We start from the raw sequence: 14467 nt of genomic DNA, 5'->3' as shown, positions 1-14467 counted from the left end.
GGCGCGCGCATCACCCTTGCCTTTACCCCCCCGCCAAGGGCGTCGTTCCGGGGAAAGGCCAACCCCGAAGGGCGCGCCCGATGTGGCAGGAGAAGCGTGTTGCCTGAACGCCCAACGCTCCCCTCGGCGCGCAGTTGCCGACCCGCCGGCAACAATCGCCATGATCCAGGTTAATTCCGGTCACCGTGCATCAGGCGCTCGCGCTGGGAACAGCAGGACACCAGCGAATGACAAACATGCGCCGCGCCCTCTTCTCCCCTTCCCGCCCCGCCATCTCCCTTCCCACCGCCGGGTCCGCGACCGCTGTCACGGCAGTGTTATCGCTGCGACGGCCAAGGCCAGCGCATTGACCTCCGCTCCGCTGTGCGTTGTTGAACCCTCGGTATATTCGGCTCGCAACCTCTACGGCCGGCGTCCGATGAACCGAATCCGCATCGATCTCGGAATGCTGGACCGCTTTCGAGCGATTACTTGACCGGCTCTCAGATCGCTGCTTCCCGGCCTCGCCCACCATCGCTGCAGCTATGGCGAAGCTGGCGGCGACGAAACGCCGCGTCTCGGCGGCAACGAACCCGTGCCGGGGCTCGGGCCGATCCCGCCAGCATCATCGACCAGCATTTCGCCGAGTGCGGTCGTATCGGGCGGCTGTCCGCCACAGTCGCCCATCGTCCCGATCGTCTCGGAATCGGGATCGACGAAAACACGGCGCTTCGCGTCGAGGGTTGTATCGCGCGGGCTATCGGCAGCGGCGGGGTGAAGATCGCCGACGCATCACGGGCGAGCCATAGCAATGCGGCGGACGCCAACCCGGCGACATATTTTCGCTCCACGGCCCGACTCTGCACGCATCGGGGAGCGGCGACTGCTTCGACCTGGCCGCGCGCCGCCCCGCAACATGGGCTGTGCCGAAGGCTCAGCGTGCCGCGCTGCGCCCCGAGAAAGGACAACGCCAATCGGGTCCGACGGCCCGCCCTGAATATTGCCGGGCCTCCGACACATCGCCGTGACGCGCGAGCATCGGGTTCACGCTGCCGGCGAGCGCAACGTCGCGCGCGATGATCTTGCTTCGCATCGTCTCGTAGATGTTTGCATCGCGCAGCTTCTCGAACTGGTCATGGAGATTGAATACCAGCGCCGGGCGCTCGAACCGTCGCGCGGGACGGCTCGCGCGTGGATGAAGGCCAACGACGAAAAAGGCCTCGCCGCCAAAGCTCAAAGAGAAATGTGGATCATCGGGACTGTGGTTCACGCGCGGATCGGGTGGCTGCCCGGCCCAATCATCCTTCCGGCTCAGCGATTCAAGCCGGTGCCAGAGCGAGGTTTCGAACCCTGCCTCGTCGAGCCCGCCATCCTCCTCGAAGATCACGACGAGTGAGTGGAACAGGCTCGGTTCGCGGGCGTAGCTCCAGGCAAGATCGAGGAGATTGGGATAGATGCGCAGATCGTCCCAGGCCGAACGCATGTCGCGGCCGACGACGAAGCGCATCTGGTCGCGCGCCAGCGCGGACTTCGCGCCGACGCACGGGAAGTCCGCGGCGCGAATGAACGCCTGGAAGCGTTGCGCGAGCGGATGGGAACTGTCGTCGGTTGGCGGAAGCATGCCGCTGAAACAAACACATGCTGTCGCGGTTGCAGTCGATTAACTTGGGTTGGATCGATTTCCGGGGAGAGGCTTACCGTTTGCTCCTGCGGCTTTCGTCACGCAACGTGTCGGGTCGTCATCAGCAAATGCAGCACCGCGATATGGGCCTGCAGTGCATTACTTCGCTTGCGTCTCCAGCAGCGCGATGCGCTCCGAACAAACGGCATGAACCGCGCGGCCCAGCTCTTCGACGCGTTCGCCGAGCCAGCGCAGTTCTTCCTCGGTGAAGGGGCGCAGGGGGGCGGCAGGAAGGAGCCGGAAGACCCGCATGATCGGGCGGGCTGCATCCGCAGGATCGTAACGCAGTGGAGAACCCGCAGCGCGGGTTGCGGCCCGACCGGGCGGGGCTAGAGGCGAGTGACGCCCGCCTGCGTCCCTCCCGTGCCGGGACCAAATGACGCCGCCGCGAAGCGGCGACTGCTTGCCCGCCAGCGGCATCTCATATCCTGCGAATCGGACCGACTCCGCGCCGCTCGCGGCGCGTCATTTTGGGCGCGGCCGTCGCAGACGGCCTCATTGTCCCGCTTCAAAGCCGGGGGCGAGACGCTTTGAGAAAAATATGTTCGCCTACGCCACAGCACGCCACAGCCCTCCAGGATACGCCAGCGTACGCCAGCCTACGCCAGCGCACCTACGCTAAACTACGCTAAACTACGATCCAATAAATGGCGCTTTTCTGCGGTGTTGACGATGCCCCTCTCAATGCCCTTCAATGCTCTCACGCCGGAACATGATCCCCCGAAACATGGAGAAGCATCACATGGCATATCAGTCCCCCCTCCGCCTTATGCGGCTCACCGAAGTCCTCAACCTGACCGGGCTCAGTCGCGCTACCCTCTATCGGAAGATCCGCGCCGGCACCTTTCCGCCGCAGCACAAGCTCGCGACGCGCTGCTGTGGTTGGCGCGTCGGGGAAGTCGACATCTGGCTTCGCAATCCCATGTCCTTCACGCTCGCCGATCTCGAGCGCGCTCGCGACGCTGCGTGACGATTGAAGTGCCCCGGGCACGAAAGGTGTAATGCCCGAGGCACGACAGATCCCCGCGCCGCGGATTGCGGCGCGGGGCGGGTGTAGTCTCAGTCGACCGCATTCCAGATGATCGCATAGGCGTCGTCGCTCTCCTGACCGGCAGCGCGGCCGAGGTTCGCATAAAGCCGGCGCGGCCCAAACTCGGGCGCCGCGAGGCTCAGCGACACATAGCGTTCGCCTGACTGCTGGCCGACGCGGATCCAGCCGGCACCGATCTCGACGCCTTCGGAATAGACCCGGTAGTCGGGCTGGACGTCGCCGCTCTTCGAGCGGTTGGTGCGGATCTCGATCGCCGCGCGGATCGAGAGGGTCTTGAGCTGGCCCACGAAACCCTTGTCGATGGTGCCGTTCACAAAGCCGATAGCTGCCATTGGTCGTCTCCTTCACTGTGCCGCGGGACCATGCCTGCGGCATGGGCGGACCAGGGACCGGCGCTTGAGGCGCCCCCGCGAACCTGCAAGGGCCGCAGCGCAGCGGAGGAGTGCGGGCGGCGTGATTATGTGAAGCGAAGCGGCCGCGAGGAGCGTGCACAGCACGCGGGGACATAATCGCGCCGCGCGCACTTTCGCGGGGCGCCGCGCCGGTCCAGGTCACATCGCCCGCCGCCGGGGATGTCGCCGAGGTCGGAAGGAAACGGAAAGCAGATTTCCGAAGGACAGGGCCATCAGATTGCGCTTCAGGATCGCAAATACTCTCCTCGCCCGCTTCGACGGACTGAGCCCACGCCATCTGCGAAAAGCCGCCATTGACCGACTGGTCCGGCTACGAAGGCCCACCGGGCGGTCACCCGGCTTGGTACGGGTACGGTGTGCAGTGCGCGCGTGTGTTCCCGGGCGCTCAAACTGGGTAGCGCTCACGCGCGGAGAACTGCGGCCGAACGCTCGCTTGAGCTCAAAGCGGGCAAAGCGATTCGGGTTCGGCGATTCGTCCAGATCGACACGCATGAGACCTCAGGACCGGCCAAAATTATGCACCACCGCTCAGAAAAAGTGGTGGAAGAAATGGTGGGAGAGAAACAGCGTCTGTTAGATTATCTATTAAAAACAACCACTTAAGCAGAGGTTGTGGATGCCCCGTGAACAGTCGAAGCTTTGGCTACGACAGCGTCGATCGCCTGACGCGCGCGGACAGCGCGGGCGGCGCCTACCCACGTGAGGATTATGTCCATGACAAGAATGGCAAACGCACCGTGGTCGAGCGGCGCGTCAACATAGCCGACACGGTTCCGACGGAGAGCGATAGTTACACCCGCACGAGCGGAACGAACCGGATCGCGTCCGTAGCGCTGGCTGGCGGCGGAACCCGGAGCTTTACGCACGATGCGCGTGGCAACCTCACTGCCGAGACGCGTCCCGGCGGCCCGAGTATCACGATCGGTTATGATGGTTATGCAAGGCTCGCGAGCTATTCGATCGCGGGCGCCGAAACACAGGCTATGCTCTACAACGGCATCGATGAGCGCGTGGGTCTGACGATCAGCTTGGACGGCAGCACGTTTGCGGAGCGACGCTACATTTACGACATCGGCCATCGCATCACTGGCGAATATGGTGCCACTACCGCGGATCTCCGCGCCGAATATATCTGGTTCCTGCCCGAGGTCGGCGATGCGTCGGCGTTCGGCGGTGGTGATGGCCTCGGCGGATACATGCCGTTGGCGGTCGCGGTGCCCGACGCCGTCGGCAGCAAGCTGCAATGGGTCCAGGGCAACCACCTTGGCACATCGGTAGTCACGACCGACGCGACCGGCACCGTGATCGCGCCCTCCGGCTACGATCGAATTGGGTTCCCCGGGCAAACGCAGCAGCACGCCGACCTCTACTACAACTACTATCGTGATTATGATCCTACGCTCGGTCGCTATGTTCAGGCCGATCCCATCGGACTGGATGGGAATCAAAATCCCTATCTTTACGTCGGCGCCAATCCACTATCTCGGATTGATCCCTTAGGATTGGAATTCTTGAATGTGCTTCCAGGGAACGAGGCCATAGCATACTCTCCCTTCTGGGAATACGCGAGGCTGCCTCAGGCCAAAAGAAAGGAAGGCCTATACATCGCCGCGCATGGAAACCCGGATATCATTTGTGTATCTGAAAATGGCGTCGGCAAAAAGTGCATGGGGCCAGACAGATTCGCGATCTGGCTAAGAGCGCGATACGATCTGAGCAAGTTCAAATACATTGAGCTTTGGTCTTGCAGAACTGGACAAGAATCCGATGGATTTGCGCAAATACTTTCCAATAATTTGAAAATTCCAGTGGTCGCTCCCACAAAATATGGATGGTTTACTACGACGCCGGGAAGAAGTGGATTTCGGTCTATACAAGAGCGGGGTTTTTGGGGGGGCGGCACATACGGAAAGATGCCCGACAACTCGGTAAACCCGAATGATCCCGGCTTGTGGCGCCGATTCACACCTAAGGAGTAATCCGCTCATGTATAATAGACGAAAGCTTCATATGACATTCTATCCCCTGATGCTCGGATCCTCAATGTTGACGGTTTCGGGGTGTGGAGAATCCACGTCCCCGGAAAAGGTTCGAGGGGCGGTGAATGGTCCGAAAAATGCACTTCCCTCCAAAGTGATAATAGAGAGCCCAAGCACGTCAATCGCACCCAAGGTGGCTAATCTTGACGAGATTGAGCGCCGAGCCAATACGGGAAATAGGGAAGCGCTGGACCAACTTTACGTGCAAGCATCCATGTACAAGTCAGACGCTGAAGCGATGGCAGCCTTGAAGAGGGCCACCGTTGCTGGAGCCCCCATGGCTTCTGAAATTTCTGCGGGAAAACTCTATTCTCAGGCGCTTGGCACCCAGAGCTCAGAGCGTAAAGCTCTTTTGGTTAAGGCAAGAAATATCGTTCTTAATGCTCTGAAATTCTACCCAGACGATACTGCCCTTCAAGAACAGTTTACAAAGATTAACGAGAAATTGCGAGCTTAACGATTGCCTTGCTCCCCTGATTGTTACGCGTCAGGGGTAGAGTTAGGGTGGCAGTCAAAGCCATTACTGCTGTCAGACGGATATTTTCCTGGAAAATCGGATGTTGCGCTCAATGGTGGCGCGCCTGCGGGACGGAGGCTCCGGCATAAGGATCGTATGCAGCGGGCGACGGCGCGGACCGCGCTTGATTCGACAACGGGTCGGGGCGGGGCGTCGGCTGCAGGACTGGTGCGTCGTCAGCGCGCGCTATGCCGGTCAGCGCCATTGCGACACCTCCCGCGCCGAATAGGGTGAAACACCCGATAATCACTGCAATGCCGCGCTTCAATTCGAGCCGTCCCGACAGCATTAGCAGCCCAACAGCTGCAACCGCAGTCACCGAAATTACCGTAGCCGTCGAACCCAAGGCCGCAGCTTGAATCCACGCGACCCCATCCGCGATCGGACTATCCAGCGGTGGATCGGTCAGAGATGTGGTTGGAAAATACATCGCGGGCTCTCTGGCGGGGTGTCACGCGCAACTAGACCACGGCGCCTCCCGCCAAACAAGCATCCATTGTGGCAGTAATGGATCAATTACACCTTGGCAGCCGCGCCGCGCGCGGGCTATCCCTTGGGACGGCAATAGCCGAGACAGTTCAGGGGGATGCGGGGTGATCGGGTGAGTGTGAAGTCGCGGATTGCCGGGAGCATCGCCTTTGCGGGAGGTCTTTTTCATGCGGGCATCGCCCAGGCCCAGGAACTTGCCGATCCGGCGGGTTCGGGCGTGCTGGTTTCGGCGGTGCGCTGGCTCGAAGGAACGCTGCTCGGAACTATCGCGACCGTTGTGGCCGTGATCGCGGTCGCGACCGTCGGCCTGCTGATGCTCACCGGGCGCATCAACTGGCGCTACGGCGCCACGGTGATCATCGGCTGCTTCATTCTCTTCGGGGCCGCGAGCATCGTCGCGGGCATCCAGTCCACCGCCAGCCTGGGCCGCTAGGCCATGAACGGGGTCGAGCGCGACGCGGTGTTCGTGGCATTGACGCGCCCGCAGATGTTTGCGGGCGTCACCTATAGCTATTTCGTGGCCAATGCGATCGTCGCGACCGAGCTATTCCTGATCTTTCGGACGGTCTGGGCGCTCGTTGCCGCGCTCGTCATTCATTTCGCGGGCATGCTGCTGTGCCTGCGTGAGCCTCGCTTCTTCGACCTTTGGCTGACGCGGCTCGGTCGCTGTCCGCGCATCCGCAATTTCTCGATCTGGCGATGCAACTCCTACCGGCCCTGACATCCTCGCCCAAGGTCGTTGCCCGCGAGGCGCCCGCCGGGCGCCACCTGCCCTACAGCCACCATGTGAACGATCACACGGTCGCGACGCGCGACGGCCTGCTCATCCAAGTGATCGCAATGCGCGGCCTGCTGTTCGAGACCGCCGATACCGACGAAATCAACTATCGCAAGCGCCTGCGCGACGCGATGCTGCAAGCGATCGGCTCATCGCGCTTCGCCGTCTACCACCATATCGTCCGCCGCCGCGTCGATGCCGGCCTCGGCGGCGACTTTCCCGACGACTTCTCCGCGCGCCTCGATGCTGCCTGGAACGGCCGCCTCGCGCGGCGACAACTCTTCGTCAACGACCTCTATCTCACCTTGGTGCGCCGCCCGTTGCAAGGCCGCGTCGGGCTGCTCGACGGACTGCGAGAGAAGCTTGGTCGCACCACCGCGCCGGTCGAGACGGCGGCGCAGGACCTGCGCCAGCTCGACGCCGCGCGCGAAGCGCTGATGGCGGCGCTCGGCAGCTATGAGCCGCGGCTGCTGTCGGTTTATGATGGCGGCGTCGGCCCCTGCTCCGAACCGCTCGAGTTTTTCTCAACGCTCTTCAATGGCGAGACACTGCCGCGCCGCTTGCCGATGCAGGATGCCGGCGCCTATCTGCCTGACCGGCGGATCAGCTTCGGGCAGGAAGCGATTGAGCTTGCACCCGCGGGCGATGCGGAGCGCAGCTATGTCGGCATCGTCTCGATCAAGGACTATCCGGGACAGACCAGTCCCGGGATGTTCGACGAGCTGCTGCGCTTGCCGTTCGAGCTGACCGTCACCCAGTCCTTCGGCTTCGTCGAGCGGCAGGCTGCGCTCGGCCGCATGAACCTGACACTGCGGCGGATGCGCTCGGCCGAGGACGAAGCGCTCAGCCTGCGCTCCGAGCTCTCGCACGCCAAGGACGAGGTCGCGGCGGGGCGATCGGGATTTGGCGAGCATCACATGACGATCGCGATCCGCGCAGGCTCGCCCGGCGACGTCGATGCCGGCGTCGCGGAGGCGCAGGCGGCACTCGCCGATCTCGGCATCATCGCGGTGCGCGAAGAAATCGCGCTCGAGCCCGCCTTCTGGGCGCAGTTCCCTGGCAACTTCAAATATATCGCGCGGCGCGGGCTCGTCTCGACGGGCAATTTCGCGGGGCTTGCGAGCGGGCATAATTTCGCGCTCGGGCAAGCCGAAGGCAATCATTGGGGCGAGGCGGTGAGCTTGCTCGAGACCACCGCCGCAGGGCCGTATTTCTTCAACTTCCACCAGGGCGATCTTGGCAATTTCACGATCATCGGCCCCTCGGGGTCGGGCAAGACGGTCGCGCTCAACTTCCTCCTCGCGCAGGCACGCAAGTTCGATCCGCGCATCATCTTCTTCGACAAGGACCGCGGCGGCGAACTCTTCATCCGCGCGATCGGCGGGCGCTACGACGTGCTGCGACCGGGGACGCCCTCTGGGCTCAACCCGCTGCACCTCGAAGACAATGCCGCCAATCGCCAATTCCTGATCGATTGGCTCGCGCTACTCGCGGGCACCGCCGATGTTGAGGAACTCGCCCAGATCAAGGACGCGGTCGACGCCAATTTCGCGCAGCCACCGCACCATCGGCGGCTGCGCCATATCGTCGAGCTGTTCCGCGGCGGGCAACGTCCGCACGCCGGCGACCTCTGGTCGCGGCTCCGGCCCTGGTGGGGCGACGGCGAGCGCGCCTGGCTCTTCGACAATGAGGTCGATGCGACCGATCTCGACGCGCGCTCGGTCGGGTTCGACATGACGCAGATTCTCGACGATCCGGCGGTGCGCACGCCCGCGATGATGTATCTCTTCCACCGCGTCGAGGAGCGGCTCGACGGCAGCCCGGCGATCATCGTCGTCGACGAGGGCTGGAAGGCGCTCGACGACGATGTGTTCGTGCGCCGGATCAAGGATTGGGAAAAGACGATCCGCAAGCGCAACGGCATCGTCGGTTTTGCGACGCAAAGCGCGCAGGACGCGCTCGAAAGCCGGATCGCGAGCGCGATCATCGAGCAGGCCGCGACGCAGATCTTCATGGCGAACCCCAAGGCGCGCGCCGATGATTATGTCGATGGCTTCGGGCTCACCCCCCATGAATATGAGCTTGTGCGCTCGCTCCCCGACAGCGCGCATTGCTTCCTCGTCAAACATGGCAATGAAGGCGTCGTCGTCCGCCTGAACCTTGCCGGCGAACGCGAACTGCTCACCATCCTGTCGGGCCGCGAGCGCACCGTACGCCTGCTTGACGAGCTGCGCGCTGTTCACGGCGATGCGCCCGAGGCGTGGTACGACCACCTCATGGAGCGCGCCTGATGGCCGCGGCCTGCAACGCGATTCCGCCCGCCGAGAGCTTTGCGCCAAGCGCGATCCGCTTCCTCGACTGCCAGGCGCAGATGCTCGGCGCCGAGGGGTACAAGGCCCTCGCCGCGCCAGGATCGAGCGCCTCGATCCTGCTGACGGGCATGGTGACGCTGTTGATCGCCTTCTTCGGCTATCGCATGCTGCTCGGCCACACGCCCGGGGTCCGCGAAGGCGTGCTGACCTTCGTCAAGCTCGGGCTGGTGCTGCTGCTGGCGACGAGCTGGCCCGCCTACCAGGCGATCGTCTATGATATCATCCTGCGCGCGCCCGCCGAGCTGGCCGCAGCGATCGGCACTCCCGCAGGGCTCGCGGGGAGCGGCGGTGGGCTGGTCGGACGGATCGACGCCGTTGACCAGGCGCTGAAGCTGCTCGCGATCGACGGCGTCGGTGCACCGCCGCTCGGGCCCAATGGGCAGCCGATGATGCCCTCGGTGCCGCCGCCGCCTTTCCTCGGGTTCGACAGCTTCGCGCTAGGCTTTGCGCGGGTGATTTTTCTAGTTGCGACGATCGCCTCGTTCGCGCTGGTGCGGATCGGGGCGGGACTACTGCTCGCGCTCGCGCCGGTGTTCGCCGCCTTCCTGCTCTTCGACGGAACGCGCGGGCTCTTTGAAGGCTGGCTGAAGGCGCTGCTCGGAACCGCGCTCGGCAGCCTTGCCATTGCCATCACCCTCGGCATCGAACTCGCGTTCGTCGAGCCCTGGCTTGCGAGCCTGCTCGCACGGCGCGCCGGCGATCTCGATATCATCGGCGTGCCCGCGCAGCTGCTCGCGGCGACGACGATCTTCGCGCTCGCGCTCGCCGGGGTCCTGCTCCTCGTCGCGCGCACCGCCTATAGCCTGCGCATCCCGGCGTGGATGGGCTCGCCGAGCGGGAGCGGATATACATCAGCCGCGCCGCGCGCCGAGGGCGAGCGTCCGATCCGGGCCGCGCATCCGCCGATCGAAAGCCGCTCACGCGCCGCCGCGGTCGCCGACGCCATCGCGATGAGCCAGCGCCGCGAGGCGCTCGCGGCCGACGGGAACGGCGGCGGAAGCAGCCGCGCGCGGCAGATCGCGCGCAGTACAGCAAGGATCGACGACCATCGCGGCACGCGCGCGCCGGCGGCAAGCGCTGCCGACCGGCGCATACGGCCGCGTATTTCTTCGCGCGCGATCGCCAGGGACAAACGCCTATGACCAAGACCAGCCGCGAAGCGCTCGACGCTTATTATGCCGAGGCCGACAGCTGGGCGAAGGATCGCGGCGACGCGCTGCGCGCGTCGCGCCGCATCGCCTGGTGGGTTGCCGGGGGCGCCGCCACGATCGCGGTGTGCGAGGCGCTGGCATTGCTCTTCCTCACACCGCTCAAGACCGTCGAGCCCTATACGCTGCTCGTCGACCGCCAGACGGGCTATGTCCAGCAGCTGCGGCCGCTCGAGCCCGATACGCTCACGCCCGACCGCGCCCTTACCCAGTCCTTCCTCGTCCAATATGTCATCGCGCGCGAGGGGTTCGATATCGACCTCCTGCAAAAGGATTATCGCAAGGTCGCGCTCTGGTCGGCAGGCTCTGCGCGCGAGGCCTATCTTGCCGGGATGCAGGTATCGAACCCCGCCAGCCCGCTCGCGCGGCTGCCGCGCTCCTCTTTCGTCGATGTCGAGGTCAAGAGCGTCACTCCGCTCGGCCAAGACACGGCGATGGTGCGGTTCGATACGCAGCGCCGCGACGCCAATGGTCGCACCTATCCTTCCGAGCCCTGGGTGACGGTGGTGCGGTACAGCTATAGCGGCGAGCCGATGAGCGTCGCCGACCGCATGATCAACCCGCTCGGGTTCAAGGTCAGCAGCTATCGCAAGAGCGCCGAGGCGCTGCCGCAGGCGTCTGCGCCCGAAGCAGCGTCGCAAAGCGGTACGGGCGCAGCGACGCCGCCGTCCGCGCAGGCGGCGCCATGATCGGGCGCCTTGTCTTCCTCGGTAGCGCATTCATCGGCTTGCCGGCGGCAGCGCAGGTGCAGCCCGCCCCCAATCCCGGTGGCGACCAGCGCATGCAGACGGTTGACTACCACCGCTATCAGGTCGTCGAGGTGCGCGGTGCGCCCGGCTACCAGACGCTGATCGCGCTCGCGCCCGACGAGCGCATCCAGAATGTCGCGGTCGGCGACAGCGGCGCCTGGCAGGTCGCGGCGAGCCAGAGCGGGAACATGTTGTTCGTACGCCCGGCGCAAGAGGGCGTCGCGACGAACATGACCGTGATCACCAGCGCGCGCTTCTATGCCTTCGACCTCGTACCGACCTATGGCACGCCGCCCTACGAGATCCGCTTTCGCTATCCCGCCGAGCCGGACTCCGGCGGCGCAGCAGGCGCGGCGATGGGCGAGCCCGTCGGCCAATATCGGCTGAGCGGCACCAAGACGCTCTGGCCCGCCAGGATGAGCGACGACGGCGCCAAGACCTTCATCGAATGGCCCGCCGAGCTGCCGCTTCCCGCGGTCTTCTTCATCGACGATTATGGCCGCGAGCGGCTTGCCAATGGCAATATGCGCGCCGGGCATTACGTGCTCGACGGCGTGCATCGCGAGCTGCTCTTCCGTATCGACCGCAAGACCGCGCGCGCGAAGCGCTATATCCCGAAGGAGCCAAAGCAGTGAGCGCGGCCGATACCTCCGCGGCCGAGGCGCCCGCCGAGCGCGGCGTGCTGCCCCGCGTCGCGCGGCCGAGGGGCGGGGTGCCGATGATCGTCATCGTCATCGGTGCGCTCATCGCTGCAGGCCTCCTCTTCTCGGTGCTTGATGCGCGCCGCCGCGCGCTGAGTGCCCCCGCCGTGAAGCCGGTGCGCGCCGATCTCGCCGCGGCAACGTCCGATGCACCTCCTCCGCTCTATATCCCGCCAGGCGTTCTCGCCGCACCGCCGGCGCTTGTTGCCGAGGCACCCACGCCGCAGCCGACACCGCCCGCGCCGCCCCCGCGCACGGCGCTGCCCTCCAGCAGCGCACCGAGCTATCCGGCCCCGCCGCCGATCAGCTACGCACCGCCGCCACCGCCCGCAGCCCCGCCGCGGACCGCCAGCGGCGCGATCCTCGTCGTCGACGGCGGGCAGCCGGGCGCTGCATCGGAGCGCGGCGAGGGGGCCAAGGACGGCGGCGCACTCATTGTCGATGTCGCGGCCCGCAGCCGAGCGGGCGCGATGTCCGAACGCGCAACGACGGTTCCGCAAGGCAGCCTCATTCCCGCGGTGCTGGAGACGGCGTTTAATTCGACGGGATCGGGCTATGCGCGCGCGCTCGTCCAGCGCGACGTCTATGGGTTCGACGGCACCCGCGTCCTCATCCCGCGCGGCAGCCGTCTCATTGGCGAATATCGCTCGGACACAGCGCCCGGCCAGAAGCGCGCCTTCGTGACCTGGACGCGCCTCATCCGCCCCGACGGCGTCACCATCGCGCTCGCCTCGCCGACGACCGATCCTGTCGGCGTGGGCGGGGTGCGCGCCAAGGTCGACAGCCATTTCTTCGAGCGCTTTGCCGGCGCGATCCTCCAGTCGGCGCTGATGATCGGCGGTAATCTCGCGGCGCGGTCGGCAGGAGACTCGGTGGTGGTCGCGCTTCCCGGCTCCTTTCCCGGAACAACCACGACCATGCCCGCGACCCAGATCCCGCCGACCCTCAGCGTTCGGCAGGGAACGAGCATCAGCGTGTTCGTCGCGCGCGATCTCGACTTCACTTCGGTCGAGGCGCGCCGATGAGCGTCGCAGCCATCGCCGACCGCGTCTATCTCGGCAGCTACCTCGCCCCGCTCGCATTCGCGCTCGAACGAGCCGACGTCACCGACATCTATATCAACCGCCCCGGCGAGCTCTGGCTCGAAACCCTGGGCGGATCAATCGAGCGCCATGACGTCCCCGCGCTCGATGCGGCGCTGCTGCCGCGGCTCGCGCGGCAGGTCGCCGCGCTCAGTCACCAGGGCATCAGCCGTGCGCACCCTCTGCTCTCGGCAAGCCTTCCCGGCGGCTCGCGTATCCAGGTCGCTGCCCCGCCCGCGACCCGCGGCGACTATGCGATCGCGATCCGCAAACATGTATCGGCTGATCTGACGCTCGACGATTATGTGCGCGCCGACGCGTTCCGCGACGTGCAGGCGGGCATCGCCAAGCAGGATGTCGCGCTCGAGGAGGTCCGCGCACTGATCGATGCGGGCGATGTCGCCGGCGGCCTGCGCGCCGCGGTGCAAGGCCGGCTCAATATTCTCATTTCCGGCGGCACGTCGTCGGGCAAGACGACGTTCCTCAATGCGCTGATCCGCGAGATACCGACGGATGAGCGGCTGATCCTGATCGAGGACACGCCCGAAATCCGCTTCACTCACGAGAATGCAGTCCGGCTGATCGCGGCGCGCAGCGCGCTTGGCGAAGCGGCGGTGACGGCGAATGACCTCGTGTCCGCGTCGCTGCGCATGCGGCCTGATCGGATCATTCTTGGTGAGCTGCGCGGGCCTGAGGCCTTTGCCTTTCTGCGTGCGATCAACACCGGTCATCCGGGGTCAATGACCACCATCCACGCCGATAGCGTCGACCGAGCATTCGAGCAGCTGGCGTTGCTGGTTCTGGAAGGCGGCTCAACGCTCCAGCGCGAGGATATTTTGGCTTATGTGCGGACCACGGTGGATGTGGTGCTGCAGTTGAGCCGAGAAGCGGGCGGGCGACGTGTGTCGGGCACCTATGTGCGGATAGCAAGCTTATCGTAATTCATATTGTCTGGACAACAGAACTAAATCTGCTGGGCTCCAATCTCGGCCGGTGGAAAGCCGGAAGGCACCTCACCATTTCTCCTCGGTCTGAGCAAAATCGCTTCAAACCTCGAGCGCGGAATTAACGGGCCCTGACCCTAAATCAATTTATCGATTTTAATAAATTTTAGCCGATATAGAATGTTTCCATTTTAGCATCTGAAAAATACCTTACATCTGCGTCTTTAATTTCGCTCTTAATGGAACGGGCTATAGAAACTCCTTGCTCATCAAGATCAGATATTATTTTAAGGTCCGGGTATCCCTCATTGTGCTCATATTCATATTGTTTCTTCCAAGAACATATTTGCGATATCAAAGATTCGGAAATTGGCAGGTCGGTTAAATTTACGTATCCTCCATTTAACCCGTCCCTAATTCCTGTTCCTGACATCATTCCATCTACTATTAATATTGGCTTCATG

General features: G+C 64.2%; 15 protein-coding genes and 1 pseudogene. 11 read left to right on the top strand and 5 right to left on the bottom strand.

All coding sequences use genetic code 11. From position 1 onward, the window contains the following. Window positions 1–913: 913 nt before the first annotated feature. Together gntA and L0963_RS06495 are read right to left on the bottom strand one after the other, a co-directional pair. The gene (gene gntA, locus L0963_RS06500) at window positions 914–1600 is read right to left on the bottom strand and encodes a guanitoxin biosynthesis heme-dependent pre-guanitoxin N-hydroxylase GntA (RefSeq protein WP_234178903.1); all 687 of its coding nucleotides are present in this window, start codon (window positions 1598–1600) and stop codon (window positions 914–916) included. 159 nt (window positions 1601–1759) lie between these two features. Next, window positions 1760–1867 (bottom strand): annotated as a pseudogene (locus L0963_RS06495) (nucleotidyltransferase); the annotation flags it as partial. 535 nt (window positions 1868–2402) lie between these two features. On the opposite strand from L0963_RS06495, the gene L0963_RS06490 reads away from it, so the two are divergent. Beyond that, window positions 2403–2630 (top strand): helix-turn-helix transcriptional regulator, encoded by a 228-nt coding sequence (locus L0963_RS06490; protein WP_062903226.1) that lies wholly within the window; start codon window positions 2403–2405, stop codon window positions 2628–2630. An 89-nt stretch (window positions 2631–2719) separates the two neighbouring features. Here L0963_RS06490 and L0963_RS06485 read toward each other — a convergent pair whose 3' ends face one another. Beyond that, window positions 2720–3043, bottom strand: a complete 324-nt coding sequence (locus tag L0963_RS06485) for a DUF736 domain-containing protein (RefSeq protein WP_217372236.1) — start codon at window positions 3041–3043, stop codon at window positions 2720–2722. A gap of 704 nt (window positions 3044–3747) precedes the next feature. Here L0963_RS06485 and L0963_RS06480 point away from each other — a divergent pair. Together L0963_RS06480 and L0963_RS06475 are read left to right on the top strand one after the other, a co-directional pair. Then, window positions 3748–5103: an RHS repeat-associated core domain-containing protein gene (locus L0963_RS06480; protein ID WP_234178901.1), complete on the top strand. Its 1356-nt coding sequence runs from the start codon at window positions 3748–3750 to the stop codon at window positions 5101–5103. A 193-nt stretch (window positions 5104–5296) separates the two neighbouring features. Beyond that, window positions 5297–5620: a hypothetical protein gene (locus L0963_RS06475; protein WP_234178899.1), complete on the top strand. Its 324-nt coding sequence runs from the start codon at window positions 5297–5299 to the stop codon at window positions 5618–5620. A 109-nt stretch (window positions 5621–5729) separates the two neighbouring features. Here L0963_RS06475 and L0963_RS06470 read toward each other — a convergent pair whose 3' ends face one another. Continuing rightward, window positions 5730–6110, bottom strand: a complete 381-nt coding sequence (locus L0963_RS06470; protein ID WP_234178897.1) for a TrbC/VirB2 family protein — start codon at window positions 6108–6110, stop codon at window positions 5730–5732. Between the two features lie 177 nt (window positions 6111–6287). Here L0963_RS06470 and L0963_RS06465 point away from each other — a divergent pair, with 177 nt between their 5' ends. Genes L0963_RS06465 through virB11 form a run of 8 tightly spaced genes read left to right on the top strand, consistent with a single transcriptional unit; the run spans window position 6288 to window position 14000 of the window. Next, window positions 6288–6602 carry a TrbC/VirB2 family protein gene (locus L0963_RS06465; RefSeq protein ID WP_442800551.1) on the top strand — a complete coding sequence of 105 codons (315 nt, stop codon included), beginning with the start codon at window positions 6288–6290 and terminating at the stop codon, window positions 6600–6602. Window positions 6603–6605: 3 nt separating this feature from the next. Next, window positions 6606–6890: a type IV secretion system protein VirB3 gene (locus L0963_RS06460; protein ID WP_234178895.1), complete on the top strand. Its 285-nt coding sequence runs from the start codon at window positions 6606–6608 to the stop codon at window positions 6888–6890. Further along, window positions 6869–9238, top strand: a complete 2370-nt coding sequence (locus tag L0963_RS06455; RefSeq protein ID WP_234178894.1) for a VirB4 family type IV secretion/conjugal transfer ATPase — start codon at window positions 6869–6871, stop codon at window positions 9236–9238. Before L0963_RS06460 ends, L0963_RS06455 begins: the two co-directional genes overlap by 22 nt. After that, complete coding sequence (locus tag L0963_RS06450) at window positions 9238–10461, top strand: type IV secretion system protein (protein ID WP_234178892.1); 1224 nt, start codon at window positions 9238–9240, stop codon at window positions 10459–10461. The genes L0963_RS06455 and L0963_RS06450 overlap by 1 nt, the downstream gene beginning before the upstream one ends. Then, window positions 10458–11216: a virB8 family protein gene (locus L0963_RS06445; protein WP_234178890.1), complete on the top strand. Its 759-nt coding sequence runs from the start codon at window positions 10458–10460 to the stop codon at window positions 11214–11216. Before L0963_RS06450 ends, L0963_RS06445 begins: the two co-directional genes overlap by 4 nt. Beyond that, the gene (locus tag L0963_RS06440) at window positions 11213–11911 is read left to right on the top strand and encodes a TrbG/VirB9 family P-type conjugative transfer protein (RefSeq protein ID WP_234178888.1); all 699 of its coding nucleotides are present in this window, start codon (window positions 11213–11215) and stop codon (window positions 11909–11911) included. The genes L0963_RS06445 and L0963_RS06440 overlap by 4 nt, the downstream gene beginning before the upstream one ends. Beyond that, the gene (locus L0963_RS19815) at window positions 11908–13002 is read left to right on the top strand and encodes a TrbI/VirB10 family protein (protein WP_326490179.1); all 1095 of its coding nucleotides are present in this window, start codon (window positions 11908–11910) and stop codon (window positions 13000–13002) included. The genes L0963_RS06440 and L0963_RS19815 overlap by 4 nt, the downstream gene beginning before the upstream one ends. Further along, window positions 12999–14000 carry a P-type DNA transfer ATPase VirB11 gene (virB11, locus tag L0963_RS06430; protein ID WP_234178886.1) on the top strand — a complete coding sequence of 334 codons (1002 nt, stop codon included), beginning with the start codon at window positions 12999–13001 and terminating at the stop codon, window positions 13998–14000. Before L0963_RS19815 ends, virB11 begins: the two co-directional genes overlap by 4 nt. Before the next feature lie 169 nt (window positions 14001–14169). On the opposite strand, the gene L0963_RS06425 is transcribed toward virB11, so the two are convergent. Continuing rightward, entirely contained in the window at window positions 14170–14466 is a 297-nt protein-coding gene (locus L0963_RS06425) for a hypothetical protein (RefSeq protein WP_234178884.1), read from the bottom strand. Window position 14467 lies beyond the last annotated feature (1 nt).

Origin of the sequence: Sphingopyxis sp. NFH-91, assembly GCF_021401285.1 — a bacterium.
Classification (GTDB): Bacteria; Pseudomonadota; Alphaproteobacteria; order Sphingomonadales; family Sphingomonadaceae; genus Sphingopyxis; species Sphingopyxis terrae_A.
Note: the sequence above shows the minus strand (reverse complement) of the source record. Positions and strands in the feature narration are given on the sequence as shown.

Coding starts and splice junctions, on each gene's coding strand:
- gntA (WP_234178903.1), bottom strand. CDS start 1,600: ATGCTTCCGCCAACCGACGACAGTTCCCATCCGCTCGCGCAACGCTTC.
- L0963_RS06490 (WP_062903226.1), top strand. CDS start 2,403: ATGGCATATCAGTCCCCCCTCCGCCTTATGCGGCTCACCGAAGTCCTC.
- L0963_RS06485 (WP_217372236.1), bottom strand. CDS start 3,043: ATGGCAGCTATCGGCTTTGTGAACGGCACCATCGACAAGGGTTTCGTG.
- L0963_RS06470 (WP_234178897.1), bottom strand. CDS start 6,110: ATGTATTTTCCAACCACATCTCTGACCGATCCACCGCTGGATAGTCCG.
- L0963_RS06460 (WP_234178895.1), top strand. CDS start 6,606: ATGAACGGGGTCGAGCGCGACGCGGTGTTCGTGGCATTGACGCGCCCG.
- L0963_RS06455 (WP_234178894.1), top strand. CDS start 6,869: ATGCAACTCCTACCGGCCCTGACATCCTCGCCCAAGGTCGTTGCCCGC.
- L0963_RS06450 (WP_234178892.1), top strand. CDS start 9,238: ATGGCCGCGGCCTGCAACGCGATTCCGCCCGCCGAGAGCTTTGCGCCA.
- L0963_RS06445 (WP_234178890.1), top strand. CDS start 10,458: ATGACCAAGACCAGCCGCGAAGCGCTCGACGCTTATTATGCCGAGGCC.
- L0963_RS06440 (WP_234178888.1), top strand. CDS start 11,213: ATGATCGGGCGCCTTGTCTTCCTCGGTAGCGCATTCATCGGCTTGCCG.
- virB11 (WP_234178886.1), top strand. CDS start 12,999: ATGAGCGTCGCAGCCATCGCCGACCGCGTCTATCTCGGCAGCTACCTC.
- L0963_RS06425 (WP_234178884.1), bottom strand. CDS start 14,466: ATGAAGCCAATATTAATAGTAGATGGAATGATGTCAGGAACAGGAATT.